At 64.2% G+C, this 13,999-nt stretch carries 12 protein-coding genes and 1 tRNA gene; 10 read left to right on the forward strand and 3 right to left on the reverse strand.

Annotation, left to right across the window (positions count from 1 at the left end):
• Positions 1 to 281: 281 nt before the first annotated feature.
• Complete coding sequence (locus C7402_RS34820; protein WP_116613800.1) at positions 282 to 1,055, forward strand: SDR family oxidoreductase; 774 nt, start codon at positions 282 to 284, stop codon at positions 1,053 to 1,055.
• A 145-nt stretch (positions 1,056 to 1,200) separates the two neighbouring features.
• Positions 1,201 to 2,934: a long-chain fatty acid--CoA ligase gene (locus C7402_RS34825; RefSeq protein WP_116613801.1), complete on the forward strand. Its 1,734-nt coding sequence runs from the start codon at positions 1,201 to 1,203 to the stop codon at positions 2,932 to 2,934.
• Positions 2,935 to 3,062: 128 nt separating this feature from the next.
• On the opposite strand, the gene C7402_RS34830 is transcribed toward C7402_RS34825, so the two are convergent.
• Positions 3,063 to 3,419, reverse strand: a complete 357-nt coding sequence (locus C7402_RS34830) for an HAD family hydrolase (protein WP_112174705.1) — start codon at positions 3,417 to 3,419, stop codon at positions 3,063 to 3,065.
• 249 nt (positions 3,420 to 3,668) lie between these two features.
• Here C7402_RS34830 and C7402_RS34835 point away from each other — a divergent pair, with 249 nt between their 5' ends.
• The 8 genes from C7402_RS34835 (at position 3,669) to oxlT (ending at position 13,286) form a co-directional block, all read left to right on the forward strand.
• Entirely contained in the window at positions 3,669 to 4,388 is a 720-nt protein-coding gene (locus C7402_RS34835; RefSeq protein WP_112174704.1) for a GntR family transcriptional regulator, read from the forward strand.
• 337 nt (positions 4,389 to 4,725) lie between these two features.
• On the forward strand, positions 4,726 to 6,474 hold the full coding sequence (oxc, locus tag C7402_RS34840; RefSeq protein ID WP_116613802.1) for an oxalyl-CoA decarboxylase: 1,749 nt from the start codon (positions 4,726 to 4,728) through the stop codon (positions 6,472 to 6,474).
• 79 nt (positions 6,475 to 6,553) lie between these two features.
• Positions 6,554 to 7,804 (forward strand): formyl-CoA transferase, encoded by a 1,251-nt coding sequence (gene frc / locus C7402_RS34845; protein WP_116613803.1) that lies wholly within the window; start codon positions 6,554 to 6,556, stop codon positions 7,802 to 7,804.
• A 181-nt stretch (positions 7,805 to 7,985) separates the two neighbouring features.
• A complete protein-coding gene (locus C7402_RS34850) occupies positions 7,986 to 8,420 on the forward strand; it encodes a PAS domain-containing protein (RefSeq protein WP_112174701.1) in 435 nt (144 codons plus the stop codon).
• An 18-nt stretch (positions 8,421 to 8,438) separates the two neighbouring features.
• The gene (locus tag C7402_RS34855) at positions 8,439 to 8,696 is read left to right on the forward strand and encodes a hypothetical protein (RefSeq protein WP_112174700.1); all 258 of its coding nucleotides are present in this window, start codon (positions 8,439 to 8,441) and stop codon (positions 8,694 to 8,696) included.
• A gap of 164 nt (positions 8,697 to 8,860) precedes the next feature.
• A complete protein-coding gene (locus C7402_RS34860) occupies positions 8,861 to 10,429 on the forward strand; it encodes a Re/Si-specific NAD(P)(+) transhydrogenase subunit alpha (protein ID WP_116613832.1) in 1,569 nt (522 codons plus the stop codon).
• Between the two features lie 9 nt (positions 10,430 to 10,438).
• Positions 10,439 to 11,833, forward strand: a complete 1,395-nt coding sequence (locus tag C7402_RS34865) for an NAD(P)(+) transhydrogenase (Re/Si-specific) subunit beta (protein WP_112174699.1) — start codon at positions 10,439 to 10,441, stop codon at positions 11,831 to 11,833.
• Between the two features lie 112 nt (positions 11,834 to 11,945).
• Positions 11,946 to 13,286: an oxalate/formate MFS antiporter gene (oxlT, locus tag C7402_RS34870; protein WP_116613804.1), complete on the forward strand. Its 1,341-nt coding sequence runs from the start codon at positions 11,946 to 11,948 to the stop codon at positions 13,284 to 13,286.
• Positions 13,287 to 13,303: 17 nt separating this feature from the next.
• Here the strand turns inward: oxlT and C7402_RS34875 are convergent, their stop codons facing one another.
• Positions 13,304 to 13,609 carry a hypothetical protein gene (locus C7402_RS34875; RefSeq protein WP_112174697.1) on the reverse strand — a complete coding sequence of 102 codons (306 nt, stop codon included), beginning with the start codon at positions 13,607 to 13,609 and terminating at the stop codon, positions 13,304 to 13,306.
• A gap of 217 nt (positions 13,610 to 13,826) precedes the next feature.
• A tRNA-Leu gene (locus tag C7402_RS34880) sits at positions 13,827 to 13,913 on the reverse strand.
• Between the last annotated feature and the right edge of the window lie 86 nt (positions 13,914 to 13,999).

Here is a 13,999-nt window from a genome sequence, read left to right on the forward strand (position 1 = left end):
GGGCCGATGATAGACGCTCGCCGCATGGGTGAAAACGTTGACTGTCGTGCGATTGCAACGATCTGGAAAGGTTGTGCGCGCAAGCAGTCGGCCCCGCGCGTGGTGCGCGACACGCTCCGCCCGAGCGGGAACCACACCGGAAAGCACAAAATATTATTTAATGAACGATCGTGCTTTTCCTTATTTACCTCGCTGGAGAGCCTCGCTAGAATCATTCGCAATTCATCGAGTTCCGCACTGCGGAACCTCGGCGGGCCGGAAGACATCAAGGAGACGAAAGCATGCGGGTCAGGGAATTGTTCGAACTGGGCGGGCAGGTCGCGCTCGTCACCGGCGGGTCGCGCGGGCTCGGCCTGCAAATGGCGCAGGCGCTGGGCGAAATGGGCTGCCATGTCGTGATCACCGCGCGCAAGGCCGACGAACTGGCGCAGGCGGCCAGCCATCTACAGTCGGCGGGCATCGAGGTCACGACGATCGTGAGCGATCTGCAACGCCCCGAGGCCGCGGCCGCGCTCGTAAGCGAGGTGCTGGGGGCGCGCGGGCAGATCGACATTCTCGTGAACAACGCGGGCGCCACGTGGGGCGCGCCCGCCGAGGACTATCCCGACGAGGCCTGGCACAAAGTCATGAACCTGAACGTGAACGCACCGTTCTTTCTCGCGCGCGAGGTGGGCAAGCGCAGCATGATCCCGCGCCAGCGCGGCAAGATCATCAACGTCGCCTCCATCGCGGGGCTGAAGGGCTCGCTCGGCGCGATGCAGGCCATCGCGTACAACACCTCGAAGGCGGCGGCCATCAATTTCACGCGGGCGCTTGCCGCCGAATGGGGCAAGTACAACATCAACGTGAACGCGATCTGCCCCGGTTTTTTTCCCTCGAAGATGTCGGCCGGTCTGCTCGACAAGATGGGGCAGGCGGTGATCGATCACACGCCGCTGCATCGCCTCGGCGACGACGATGACCTGAAGGGCGCCGTGGTGTTCCTCGCGAGCCAGGCGGCGCGCCATGTCACGGGCCAGTATCTGGCCGTCGACGGCGGCGCGAGCGTCGTCTGATTTCGCCTCGCGCACTGCCCGCCCGAACCGCTGGCGGGCAGTGCGCATCGATTCGGTCTGCACTGATTCCACGGTGCGCGCGGCCGGTTGCCCGAGGGGGGCTGGCCGCCGCGTTCCTCACGAGACTCGCTCGACGGAGCCCGCCATGCCCACGTCCGCCCCGACGCTTTCCGCTCATCGTTCCGCTTCGCCATCGTCGTCTGTGATTCCGGCCTCGCCGCATTGGCCCTCGCATCTCTCGCCGCATCTGAGCATTCCGCATACGAACCTCTTCTACAACGCCGAGGTATCGGCGGCGCGCTATCCCGACAAGCCGTTCATCATCTTCTACGACACGCCCGTCACGTTCGCGCAGTTCAAGGACGAGGCGGAGCGCGTGGCCGGTTATCTGCAACAGGATTGCGGCGTGAAGGCCGGCGACCGCGTGCTGCTCTATATGCAGAACAGCCCGCAGTGGGTGATTGCGTACTACGGCATCCTGCGCGCCAACGCCGTGGTCGTGCCGGTCAATCCAATGAACCTCACCGAGGAACTGGCGCACTACGTGGAGGACAGCGGCGCGACCACGGCCTTTGTCGCGCAGGATCTTTACCCGCGCATCGCGCCGCTCGTGAACGAAGACGAGGGTGAGGGCCTGAAGCACTTGCTCGTCGCGACCTATAGCGACTATCTGAAGTGCGAGCCGTATGCGCCGCCGCCGGAATTCGTGAGCGCGCCGCGGTCGGTGGACGGCCCGGGCGTCGCGCATTGGGCCGACGTGCTCGACGCGCGCCGCGTACCCGGCCCGTTGAGCGCGGGCGCCGACGACCTCTGCGTGATGCCGTACACCTCGGGCACGACGGGCAAGCCCAAGGGCTGCATGCACACGCATCGCAGCGTGATGGCCACGGCCGTGGGCGGCTGCAACTGGTTCGGCAGTAATCAGGACGCCGTACAACTTTCGGTATTGCCGCTCTTTCACGTGACCGGCATGCAGGGCGGCATGAACAGCCCGATCTACAACGGCTCGACCGTGGTGCTGCTGCCGCGCTGGGACCGCGACGCCGCGGCGCGCGCTATCGAGCATTACCGCATCAACGGCTGGCAGGCGATCTCGACGATGGTCGTGGACTTCATCTCGAACCCGCGCATTCACGAATACGACCTGTCGAGCCTCGCATGGATGCGCGGCGGCGGCGCGACCATGCCCGACGCGGTGGTGAAAAAGCTCAAGGACCTGACCGGACTCGATTTCGTCGAGGGCTATGGCATGTCCGAGACCATGGCGGGCACGCATATCAATCCGCCGCAACGCCCGAAGGCGCAGTGTCTCGGCATTCCGGTGTTCGATGTCGATTCGCGCGTGGTCGATCCGATCACGCTGGAAGAGGTGGCCGAAGGCGAATCGGGCGAATTGATCATGCACGCGCCGCAGGTGATGCAGGGCTACTGGCGCAACCCCGAGGCGACGCGCGAGGCGTTTGTCGAGCGTGACGGCAAGCGCTTCTTGCGCACGGGCGACCTCGTGCGCCGCGACGCGGAAGGCTACTACTTCATGACCGACCGCCTCAAACGCATGATCAACGCATCGGGCTACAAGGTCTGGCCCGCCGAGGTCGAAGCGCTCATGTACCGCCACCCGGCGATCAATGAGGTGTGCATCATCGGCACGCAGGACGCGCGGCGCGGCGAAACCGTGAAGGCCGTGGTCGTGCTCGACCCGAAGCAGGTGGGCAGCGTGAACGAGGACGACATCATGGCCTGGGCGCACGACAACATGGCCGCGTACAAGGCGCCGCGCATCGTGCAGTTCGTCGAGTCGCTGCCGAAGTCGGGCAGCGGCAAGATTCTCTGGCGCAAGCTCCAGGAAGACGAGGCCGAGGCGCGCGGCAACGCCTGAGCAACTCCTTCGATATCCCGCCCGTCTGGATGGTGCGCCGGCGCGCACGCATCCAGACGGGTTTCGTCATCAAGCCTTCCTGATGCCTCGTCGAGCCGCCTGGTCGAGCGTAATAAAGCGCATTCGACTCAGGCGCCCGCGAGCGCGGGCAATCCACCTTCGCGCCAATCCTGCTCCATGACCGGCCATGCCTGCGCTGCACCGCGCGCGGCGGGCTGCGCCAACGGCCACTCTCCTGGCGACTGCGCGTTCTTGCGCTCGAGAATCGCCTCGCACAAAAACGCCATGCTGTAGGCCTTCAGCAGATGCGGATGATGCGCCTCGATATAGGCTGCGATGCGCGCGCTCTCGCCTGCGATCGACGCCAGCGAGTAGAGCGTGCGGGCGTCCCAGCGAAAGCGCAGGCCCAGTTCGGCGAACGCCGTGTTGAACGCGCACAACTGGGCTTCCAGTTGACGATCGTGGCTGCTGGTCGAGTGGTTCATGGCTGTCTCCTCATGTCGAGTGGCGTGAACCAAGCGTAGAAGCCCCAATGAATAAACGATAGTTAAAGTTTTTTTCGAAAAATATAAGGAAGTCTGAATGAACTCGGGGTAAGCCCGCGAAAGCGGCGAGATGCGCACCCGGTACGCGTAAACCCCGCTTAGCCATAGGCAATTCGCTGATATATTGTATTGGAAATATGAAATTTCCGAGCAGCGCCGGCTAAACAGAACGTTGGAGACAAACGACCGATGTCCGCCGAAAGAGTACTCGAAGCCGGGGCTTCCCCGGTCACCCTGACGCTGGAGCCGATCAACGCGAGCGCTTCGCTGCGCGACCAGGCTTATGCGAAGCTCAAGCAGGCCATTGCCGAAACCGACATCTACCGGTCGCGAGACGAGATCCGGCTCGACGAGAAGGACCTGACCGAGAAGCTCGGCGTGAGCCGCACGCCGGTGCGCGAGGCGATGACGCTGCTGGAACAGGAGGGCTTTCTGCGCACGGTGCCGCGCCGCGGTGTTTACATCTTGCGCAAGACGCGCAAGGAGATCGTCGAGATGATCTATATGTGGGCCGCGCTCGAAAGCATCGCCGCGCGACTCGCCACGCAGCGCGCCTCGGACGACGACATCGCGGGACTGCGGCGCATGTTCGCGACTTTCGGCGACACGACGCCCTCGGAACATATCGAGGAATACTCGGAGGCGAACATCATGTTTCACCAGTCGCTGGTGGAGCTTTCGAAGTCGCCCATCATCGTCGACACCATCAAGAACATCTTCATGCATGTGCGTGCGATCCGGCGCATGACGATTGCGCAGAGCGATCGCGCGTCGCGCTCGATCGTGGACCACATGCGCATTATCGAAGCGCTGGAGTCGCGCGATACCGAACGCGTGGAGCAACTCGTGCGGCAGCACTCGATCGAGCTCGCGCTATTCGTGGAAGCCAACTGCGACTTTCTCGACTAGGAAAGAGGAGTAGGGCGCCGCGTTCGTCCGCCGGTTCATATCGGGCGCACGCATGAGCGCGAAGCATCGATGCGTTTTTCGATTGAATGCGTGGCCCGATGCTGAAAGAAAAGTATGGACTACGTAACAAGTTCGTTGGGACGTTTTGGCCAGTGGAAGGCGCCGGCCGATGGTGTGCCGCAACAAAGCTTGCGCTGTGGCGGCCGATCACATCAGGCGGCAGCGGTGCAACGCAGTGCAGCAAGCGCGGCCTGGGTAAAAAAACGTCTTGACTAATATTGTGTGTGGAATATTGTATATCACGAATCACACAACGCCCCGCCAAAGAGGAGACGTCATGGCAGAAGCAGGCATCAACGAGGCGCAGCAGAACCCTGTGCCCGAAGCGCAGCAAACGACCGATGGTTTTCATCTCGTCATCGACGCGCTGAAACTCAACGATATCGACACGATCTTCGGTCTCGTCGGTATTCCCATTACCGATCTCGCGCGTCTCGCGCAGGCCGAGGGCATGCGCTTCATCGGCTTTCGCCATGAGCAGAACGCGGGCAATGCCGCCGCCGTTGCGGGCTACATGACGAAGAAGCCGGGCATCTGCCTGACCGTTTCCGCGCCTGGCTTCCTGAACGGCCTCACGGCGCTGGCCAACGCCACCACGAACTGCTTCCCGATGATCCTCATCAGCGGTTCGAGCGAGCGCGAGATCGTCGACTTGCAGCAGGGCGACTACGAGGAGATGGATCAGCTCAACGCCGCGAAGCCTTATGCCAAGGCTGCGTATCGCGTGCTGCACGCCGAGGACATCGGCGTTGGCGTGGCGCGCGCGATTCGCGCGGCGGTGTCGGGCCGCCCGGGCGGTGTGTATCTTGACCTGCCCGCCAAGCTGCTCGCGCAAACCATCGACGCCGTGAAGGCCCAGCAGTCGCTCATCAAGGTGGTCGACGCCGCGCCGCGCCAGATTCCCGCGCCGGATGCGGTGGCGCGCGCCATCGATGTGATAAGGAATGCAAAGCGTCCGCTCATTCTGCTCGGCAAGGGCGCGGCCTACGCGCAAGCCGATGCGCAGATTCGCGAGCTGGTTGAAAAGAGCGGCATTCCGTATTTGCCGATGTCGATGGCCAAGGGTCTGTTGCCCGACACGCACGAGCAGTCGGCATCGGCCGCGCGCTCGTTCGTGCTGGCGGAGTCGGATGCCGTGGTGCTGATCGGTGCGCGCCTGAACTGGCTGCTCTCGCATGGCAAGGGCAAGACCTGGGGCGCGGCCGCCGGGCCGAAGAAGTTCGTGCAGATCGACATCGCGCCGACCGAAATCGACAGCAACGTCGCCATCGAAGCGCCGGTGATCGGTGACATCGGGTCATGCGTGGAAGCGCTCGTCGCAGGTCTTGGCGAAAACTTCCCGAAGCCGCCCGCAGAGTGGCTCGACGCCGTGGCCGAGCGCAAGAAGACGAACCTGGAAAAGATGGCCGCGACGCTCGCGAAGAACCCGTCGCCGATGAACTTCCACAGTGCGCTGCGCGCCATTCGCGACGTGCTCAAGACGCGTCCCGACATCAACGTGGTCAATGAAGGCGCGAACACGCTCGACTACGCGCGCAGCATCATCGACATGTACCAGCCGCGCAAGCGTTTCGACTCGGGCACGTGGGGGATCATGGGCATCGGCATGGGCTTCGCGGTCGGCGCGGCCGTGACGAGCGGCACGCAGGTCGTGGCGATCGAAGGTGACAGTGCGTTCGGTTTCTCGGGCATGGAGCTCGAAACGATCTGCCGCTACAACCTGCCGGTCTGCACCATCGTGTTCAACAACAACGGCGTGTATCGCGGCACGGACGTGAATCCGAGCGGTGGCTGCGACGTCGCGCCCACCGTGTTCGTGAAGAATGCGCGCTACGACAAGATGATGGAGGCGTTCGGCGGCATCGGCCACCAGGCGACGACGCCTGAGCAACTCGCGAGCGCGCTGCTCGAAGCGATCGCCTCGGGCAAGCCCACGCTCATCAACGCCGTCATCGACGAATCGGCCGGGACCGAAAGCGGCCGTCTCACGAATCTGAATCCGCAAAGCGCGGCCATGAAGAAATAAGCCGCTTGAATACGCCCTCGAAACAAGCACCATCAATCAGGTAGATCACATCGATCAGGTAGACCAGGAGATACGAGAAATGAGCAAACCCCTCGACGGTATCAAGATCATCGACTTCACGCACGTACAGGCCGGTCCCGCCTGCACGCAGATGCTCGCGTGGTTCGGTGCGGACGTGATCAAGGTGGAGCGCCCGGGCGCCGGCGACGTGACGCGCTCGCAGTTGCGTGACATCCCCGAAGCCGATGCGCTGTACTTCACCATGCTCAACAGCAACAAGCGCTCGCTCACGCTCGACACGAAAAAGACCGAAGGCAAGGAAGTGCTGGAAAAGCTGATTCGCGAATCGGACGTGATGGTCGAAAACTTTGGCCCCGGCGCACTGGACCGCATGGGCTTCACGTGGGAGCGCATCAAGGAACTGAACCCGAAGATGATCGTCGCTTCGGTGAAGGGCTTCAGCGAAGGTCACCACTACGACGACCTCAAGGTCTATGAGAACGTCGCGCAGTGCGCGGGCGGCGCGGCTTCGACCACGGGCTTCTGGGACGGCCCGCCCACGGTCAGCGCCGCCGCGCTCGGCGACAGCAACACGGGCATGCACCTCGCCATCGGCATTCTCACGGCGCTGATCGGCCGCGACAAAACCGGCAAGGGCCAGAAGGTGGCCGTGTCGATGCAGGACAGCGTGATCAACCTGTGCCGCGTGAAACTGCGTGACCAGCAGCGTCTCGACCGCCAGGGCTTCCTTGAGGAATACCCGCAGTACCCGCACGGCACGTTCAGCGACGTGGTGCCGCGCGGCGGCAATGCGGGCGGCGGCGGCCAGCCGGGCTGGGTGCTCAAGTGCAAGGGCTGGGAAACGGACCCGAACGCGTATATCTACTTCACGGTGCAGGGCCATGCGTGGGAGCCGATCTGCCACGCACTGGGCAAACCCGAATGGATCAACGACCCGAACTACGCTACGGCACAAGCGCGTCAGCCGCATATCTTCGATATTTTCGCAACGATCGAGGCGTGGCTTGCCGACAAGACCAAGTTCGAAGCCGTCGACATTCTGCGCAAGTTCGACATTCCGTGCGCCCCGGTGCTCAGCATGAAGGAAATTGCTAATGACCCGTCGCTGCGCGCAAGCGGTACTATCGTCGAGGTGCCGCACAAGGCACGCGGCTCGTACCTCACGGTGGGCAGCCCGATCAAGTTCTCGGAACTGAAGCCGGAGATCACGGGTTCGCCGCTGCTTGGCGAGCACACCGACGAGGTGCTGGCCGACCTCGGCTACACGCCGCAGCAGATCGCGGCGCTGCACGAAGTGCGCGCGGTTTGAGCGCCGGGTTGAGTGCCGGGTTGAGCGCTACAAGCTGAACGCAGTACGCAGAAAGCGGGCGCGGTTCACGCTGCGCCCGCGCGAGACACTGCAACATCAGACGAGAAGACAAGACGCCGCGTGGCGTGCGCAATGCGCGCCGCGCGGCGACGATAAACGATTCACCCCCACATAGATCGCCATGCAATCCGCCATCGATTTCGAGCAACTCGCAAACGCCATTGGCGACGCCATCGTCATCTCGGACGCAGCCGGCGACATCACCTACTGGAATCCGGCGGCCACGCGCATGTTCGGCTACACGCAGGACGAAGCGCTCGGCAAGACGCTCGATCTGATCATTCCCGAGCGGCTGCGCGGCCGCCACTGGGAGGGCTATCACAAGACGATGGCGACCGGTCAGACGCGCTATGGCAACGACGTGCTGCGCGTGCCGGCCGTGGACAAGGCGGGCAAGGCGCTGTCCATCGCTTTCACCGTGGCGCTGCTGCATTCGCCGCAGGGCGAACTCAACGGCATCGTTGCCGTGATTCGCGACGAAACGGCGCGCTTCCAGGAGGAGCGTGCGCTCAAGAAACGCGTGACCGAACTCGAAGCCCAAGCCCAGCAATCCTGAAACCTCGGGAGCACGCCGATGCATACCGAAAGACTCGGTCATTTCGAGGTCGAACTCTCGGCTCGTCAAATGATCCATAACGGCGGCTGGGCGGCGTTCGCCGCGATTCATGCCGTCGAGGCTCAAGCCGACGACGCGGCCTGTGCCGTTTTCCCCCGCCAATGGGTGGTCGACGAAACCGTATTCGAAAGCGAGGCCGCCGCGATTGCCGGTGCGCGCGAGGCGGCGCTTGCTTTTCTCAAGAGCGGCAACGCGCCCGGCGTGGGCGCGTCATAGGGCAAAGCCCTCATCGAGCCGCGGCATAAGAACAGAATTCCAATCAGCAGGAGACGTTTCATGAAGTCGTGGCCACGCTTTCGGCGCGCCAGATGCATTGGCGCGCCGCCGATTCCTTATGCTTCGCCCGCATCGCCTCGTTTCCAGAAGCACGGAGGCGCATCATGCCGATGACGATTGCGGTTCCCCGCGAGACACATGAAGGCGAACGACGCGTAGCGGCGACGCCGGAAAGTGTCGCACAACTAATCAAACTCGGTTATGCCGTGGAGGTCGAAGCGGGGGCGGGTGTGAACGCTTCGTATCCGGACGATGCCTACCGCGCGGCAGGCGCGCGCATTGTGGACGACGCGCAGGCGCTCCTGAGCGGCGCGGATATCGTCGCCAAGGTGCGTCCGCCTTCGAGTGAGGAAGTGCAGCGGCTCAAACCCGGCGCAACGCTGATCGGCTTTATCTGGCCCGCGCAGCATGCGGCGCTGCTCGAGCAACTGGCGGCGCGCGAGGCGACGGTGCTCGCGATGGACTGCGTGCCGCGCATCTCGCGCGCGCAAAAGCTGGACGCGTTGAGTTCGATGGCGAACATGGCGGGCTATCGCGCGGTCGTCGAAGCGGCCCAGCATTTTGGCCGCGTTTTCACGGGGCAGATCACGGCGGCCGGCAAGATGCCGCCCGCGAAGGTGCTCGTGATCGGCGCGGGCGTCGCCGGGCTGGCGGCGATTGGCGCCGCACGCGGACTTGGCGCGATCGTGCGTGCGTTCGATACGCGCCCAGAGGTCGGCCAGCAGGTCGAGAGCATGGGCGCGGAATTCCTGAGCATCGACATCGAGGAGGAGGGTGGCGGCTCCGGCGGGTACGCCAGGCAGATGAGCGCGAAGTTCATCGAAGCGGAAATGGCGCTTTTCGAAGCCCAGGCGCGCGAGGTCGACATCATCATCACGACCGCGCTCATTCCGGGCAAACCGGCGCCGCGCCTCATCGACGCGAAAACGGTGGCGTGCATGCGCGCGGGTAGCGTGATCGTCGACATGGCGGCCGAGCAGGGCGGCAACTGTGAACTGACGCAACCGGGCCTTGTCGTGAACGCGAACGGCGTGACCGTGATCGGCTATACGGACTTGCCAAGCCGCATGGCGAACCAGTCGAGCCAGCTTTACGCGACCAACATCCGCCACTTGCTGACTGATCTCACGCCCGCGAAAGACGGTGAACTCAAGCTCGACATGGACGACGTCGTGCAGCGCGGGACCACCGTCATGCAGCGCGGCCAGATTTGCTGGCCGCCGCCGCCGGTGCAGGTGTCCGCCGCGCCGCAGGCGGCTGCGCAGACGAAGCCCGTCGTCGTCGCGAACGGTCAGGCAAAGGACGAAAGCGTGCAGGCCGCGCGCCGCAACGGCGTGGGGTCGCTCGCCGCGCTCGTCATTGCCGCGTTGCTGCTGCTAGCGCTTGGCGCGGTCGCGCCGCCCGCGTTCGTCGCGCATTTCACCGTGTTCGTCCTTGCCGTGTTCGTCGGCTATCAGGTGGTCTGGAACGTCACGCCCTCGTTGCATACGCCGCTCATGAGCGTGACGAATGCGATCAGCGGGATCATCGTGATCGGCGCGTTGCTGCATCCGGGCAACGCCGGCACGATCGTGACCGTGCTGGCGGGCATTGCGCTCGTCGTCGCGACCATCAACATCGCGGGCGGCTTTCTCGTCACCCAGCGCATGCTGAAGATGTTCCAACGGACCTGAGGAGACGTCATGCTCAACGGAATCGGCAACATGGCGTGGCTCGGCGCGGCGACGCTCTTCATCCTCAGTCTGCGAGGGCTGAGTCATCCCGCCAGTGCGCGGCGCGGCAATCTCTATGGCGTGAGCGGCATGGTGATCGCCGTGCTGGCCACCTTGCTCGTCACGGGCGGCGCGGGCTTGCAGATCGCGCTGGTCGCGGCGCTCGTGGGCGGCGGGCTCGGCGCAATGCTCGCGCGTCGCGTGGAGATGACGCAGATGCCGCAACTCGTCGCGGTGCTGCACAGCTTCGTCGGTCTCGCAGCCACGCTCATCGCCTTCGCGAACTTTCTCTCGCCCGCGAGCGCGATGAGCGGCGTGGAGCGCGCGATCCACGACACGGAGATCTATGTCGGCGCATTTATCGGCACGGTCACGTTCAGCGGCTCGATCGTCGCGTTCCTGAAGCTGCAAGGCACGGTGAGCGGCAAGCCGCTCGTGCTGCCCGCGCGGCATCTGCTCAACGCGGTCGTGCTGGGCGCGTGCATTGCGCTGGGTTATCGCTTCGTCAGCGCACCCGATGGCGGCGACGCGCTCTATGCGCTCATCGTCATGTGCGTGCTCGCCGCGGCGCTCGGCGTGCATCTCGTGATGGCGATCGGCGGCGCGGACATGCCGGTGGTGGTCTCGATGCTCAACAGCTACTCGGGCTGGGCCGCGGCGGCAACGGGCTTCATGCTCGACAACGACCTGCTCGTCACCACGGGCGCACTGGTCGGATCGAGCGGCGCGATTCTCAGCTACATCATGTGCCGCGCGATGAATCGCAGCTTCGTTTCGGTGATCCTCGGCGGCTTCGGCGCGGTGAGCGCCACGACGAGTTCGACACCGCAGGGCGAAGTCGTGGCGACCACCGTGGACGAGGTGGGCTCGCTCCTGCGAGACGCGCAAGAAGTCGTGATCGTGCCGGGCTATGGCATGGCGGTCGCGCAGGCGCAGGGCACCATCAGCGAGATCACGCGGCGGCTGCGCGCGCTCGGCATACGCGTGCGCTTTGGCATCCACCCCGTTGCGGGGCGCTTGCCGGGCCACATGAACGTGCTGCTCGCGGAGGCGAAAGTGCCGTACGACATCGTGCTCGAAATGGACGAGATCAACGAAGACTTCACGAGTACCGACGTGGTGCTCGTGATCGGCGCGAACGATATCGTCAACCCGGGCGCGCAGGAGGACGCGGGCAGCCCGATCGCCGGCATGCCGGTGCTGGAAGTGTGGAAGGCGCGCACCGTGGTCGTCTCCAAGCGCAGCATGGCGACGGGCTACGCGGGTGTCGACAATCCGCTTTTCTATAAGGACAACACACGAATGTTGTTCGGCGATGCGAAGGGCAGCGTCGATGCGTTGCTGCGGCAACTCGAAGCGGCTTGACGTTTGATGGAAGGCGCGGCGGGCGCAACGCCTGCCGCGCCGGCTGTGCCGCGGCAAGCGCACGCCGGGCGCATGCGAGGCACCCGCAAGGGCCCGCGGGCAATCACAACGGATGGAGACAGACAACGTGGTATATACCGATCGTAACGAAGGCGGCTACACGGCGCGGCGGCACAACCGCTGGGTGCAGCTCGTGGCGGGCATTCTCTGCATGGGGCTCGTCGCAAACCTGCAATATGCGTGGACGCTTTTCGTCGTGCCGATGGATGCGCGGCATCACTGGGGGCAGGCCGCGATCCAGCTCGCCTTTTCGATTTTCATCGTGACGGAAACGTGGCTCGTGCCCGTGGAAGGCTGGCTTGTCGACCGTTTCGGCCCGCGCCCGGTCGTGATGGGCGGCGCGTGCTGCGTGGCGCTCGGCTGGGTGCTCGATGCGTGGGCGCCCGCGTTGCCGGTGTTGTACATTGCGGCCGTGATCGCGGGCATCGGCGCGGGGTGCGTATACGGCACGTGCGTGGGCACGGCGCTCAAATGGTTTCCCGACCGGCGCGGCCTCGCGGCCGGCATGACGGCCGCGGGTTTCGGCGCGGGCGCGGCACTCACGGTCATCCCGATCTCGAACATGATCCAGCAGTCGGGCTATGAACACGCGTTCGTTTTCTTCGGACTCCTGCAAGGCGCCTGCATCATGGCGCTCGCGCTCGTGATGGTGCGGCCGAAGCCGCCCGCGCATGCGGCCGGCATCAAGCGCATCGTGGCGACCAAGACCGACTACACGACGCGGCAGATGGTGCGCGCACCCGTGTTCTGGGTGATGTACGCGATGTTCGTGTGCGTGGCGGCGGGCGGCATCATCGCGACGGCGCAGATCGGCCCGATCGCCAAGAGCTACGGTTTTGCCTCGATGCCGGTCACGCTCATGACCGCGACGCTGCCGCTGCTCACCATGACGCTCTCGATCAACAACCTCTGCAACGGCTTTACGCGGCCGCTGTGCGGGCTGATTTCGGATCGCATCGGCCGTGAGAACACGATGTTCATCACATTTCTGGGCGAAGGGCTCGCGTTGCTCGGCTTGCGTGCGTTTGGCCACGACCCGTATCTCTTCATGCTGTTTTCGGGGCTCGTGTTCCTGTTCTACGGCGACATCTTCTCGAACTTTCCGGCGACCTGCGCCGACACGTTCGGCGCGCGTTATGCGGCAGGCAACGCGGGCACGCTTTATACGGCGAAGGGGACCGCGGCCATGCTCGTGCCGGTCGCTACGCTGCTCGCGGTGCATGGCGGCTGGAACATGGTGTTCGACATGGTCGCCTGCGTGGCGATGATGGCGGGGGTGTGTGCGAAGGTGATCTTGCAGCCGATGCGGCGGCGCTGGATCTTCGAGTCGGGCCGGGAGGCGAAGGTCGGCGATTCGGCGTTCGCGCCTTCTCCGCTGGGCTCGCACGAATGAGCGCGCGGCGCTGAACCTTAAGGGCGCGCGGCGGGCCCCCGGCCTTGACGCGTGGCGGCGGGGCGCAGCGCGCGCATCATTCTGGCGGCGGTCTGAAGTCGGGCGCGCACGCGCTCGCGGCGTACACGCCGTGTGTCGTTGCGCGCCTGAATGCGGCGTGTATCCGCTTCGTCGGTGGACGCTTCCTGCATGCCGAGATGCGCGTAACGGCCCTCGCTCGCGTTCTTTTCGAGCCAGCGCTCGGGCAGGCGGGTTGCCAGCAGCCAGGTCGCGGCGGCGCCGAAGCTCACGGCGACGATAGCGGCGACAACGACGAGTTCCATCCGGTCTTCCTCAATCAATAGAGTGCGCGTCGCGTGCATGCATCGTGCTGCGAACGTTTGGCGCCATCAATGTGCTCGAAGGCGTGAGGCAATGTATACCATGAAATACAACGGGAGGGACGACAGCAGGGACAGCGGAGCGGAAAACAAAAAAGCCCGCTAATTTGCGGGCTTTTTCGATGAATCCTGTGTACTGCTAGTTCTGCTTGATAAGACGTGGTGCCCAGGAGAGGACTCGAACCTCCACAGTGTTGCCACCGCTAGGACCTGAACCTAGTGCGTCTACCAATTCCGCCACCTGGGCACGTCTTCAAGCTAGAAGGAAATTATGGCGTGTTTCCCGGAGTGTGTCAATAGATGTTTTCAAAAAATCTTCATCTCGGGAAGATG

Source organism: Paraburkholderia unamae (assembly GCF_003096875.1).
In the GTDB taxonomy this organism is placed as follows: domain Bacteria; phylum Pseudomonadota; class Gammaproteobacteria; order Burkholderiales; family Burkholderiaceae; genus Paraburkholderia; species Paraburkholderia unamae.

What these genes read in the sequence shown, in the direction of transcription:
- oxc (WP_116613802.1), top strand. Translation starts at nt 4,726, where the DNA reads ATGGCAGAAGCAGGCATCAACGAGGCGCAGCAGAACCCTGTGCCCGAA.
- frc (WP_116613803.1), top strand. Translation starts at nt 6,554, where the DNA reads ATGAGCAAACCCCTCGACGGTATCAAGATCATCGACTTCACGCACGTA.
- C7402_RS34850 (WP_112174701.1), top strand. Translation starts at nt 7,986, where the DNA reads ATGCAATCCGCCATCGATTTCGAGCAACTCGCAAACGCCATTGGCGAC.
- C7402_RS34830 (WP_112174705.1), bottom strand. Translation starts at nt 3,419, where the DNA reads ATGAACCACTCGACCAGCAGCCACGATCGTCAACTGGAAGCCCAGTTG.
- C7402_RS34855 (WP_112174700.1), top strand. Translation starts at nt 8,439, where the DNA reads ATGCATACCGAAAGACTCGGTCATTTCGAGGTCGAACTCTCGGCTCGT.
- C7402_RS34835 (WP_112174704.1), top strand. Translation starts at nt 3,669, where the DNA reads ATGTCCGCCGAAAGAGTACTCGAAGCCGGGGCTTCCCCGGTCACCCTG.
- oxlT (WP_116613804.1), top strand. Translation starts at nt 11,946, where the DNA reads ATGGAGACAGACAACGTGGTATATACCGATCGTAACGAAGGCGGCTAC.
- C7402_RS34865 (WP_112174699.1), top strand. Translation starts at nt 10,439, where the DNA reads ATGCTCAACGGAATCGGCAACATGGCGTGGCTCGGCGCGGCGACGCTC.
- C7402_RS34820 (WP_116613800.1), top strand. Translation starts at nt 282, where the DNA reads ATGCGGGTCAGGGAATTGTTCGAACTGGGCGGGCAGGTCGCGCTCGTC.
- C7402_RS34825 (WP_116613801.1), top strand. Translation starts at nt 1,201, where the DNA reads ATGCCCACGTCCGCCCCGACGCTTTCCGCTCATCGTTCCGCTTCGCCA.
- C7402_RS34860 (WP_116613832.1), top strand. Translation starts at nt 8,861, where the DNA reads ATGCCGATGACGATTGCGGTTCCCCGCGAGACACATGAAGGCGAACGA.
- C7402_RS34875 (WP_112174697.1), bottom strand. Translation starts at nt 13,609, where the DNA reads ATGGAACTCGTCGTTGTCGCCGCTATCGTCGCCGTGAGCTTCGGCGCC.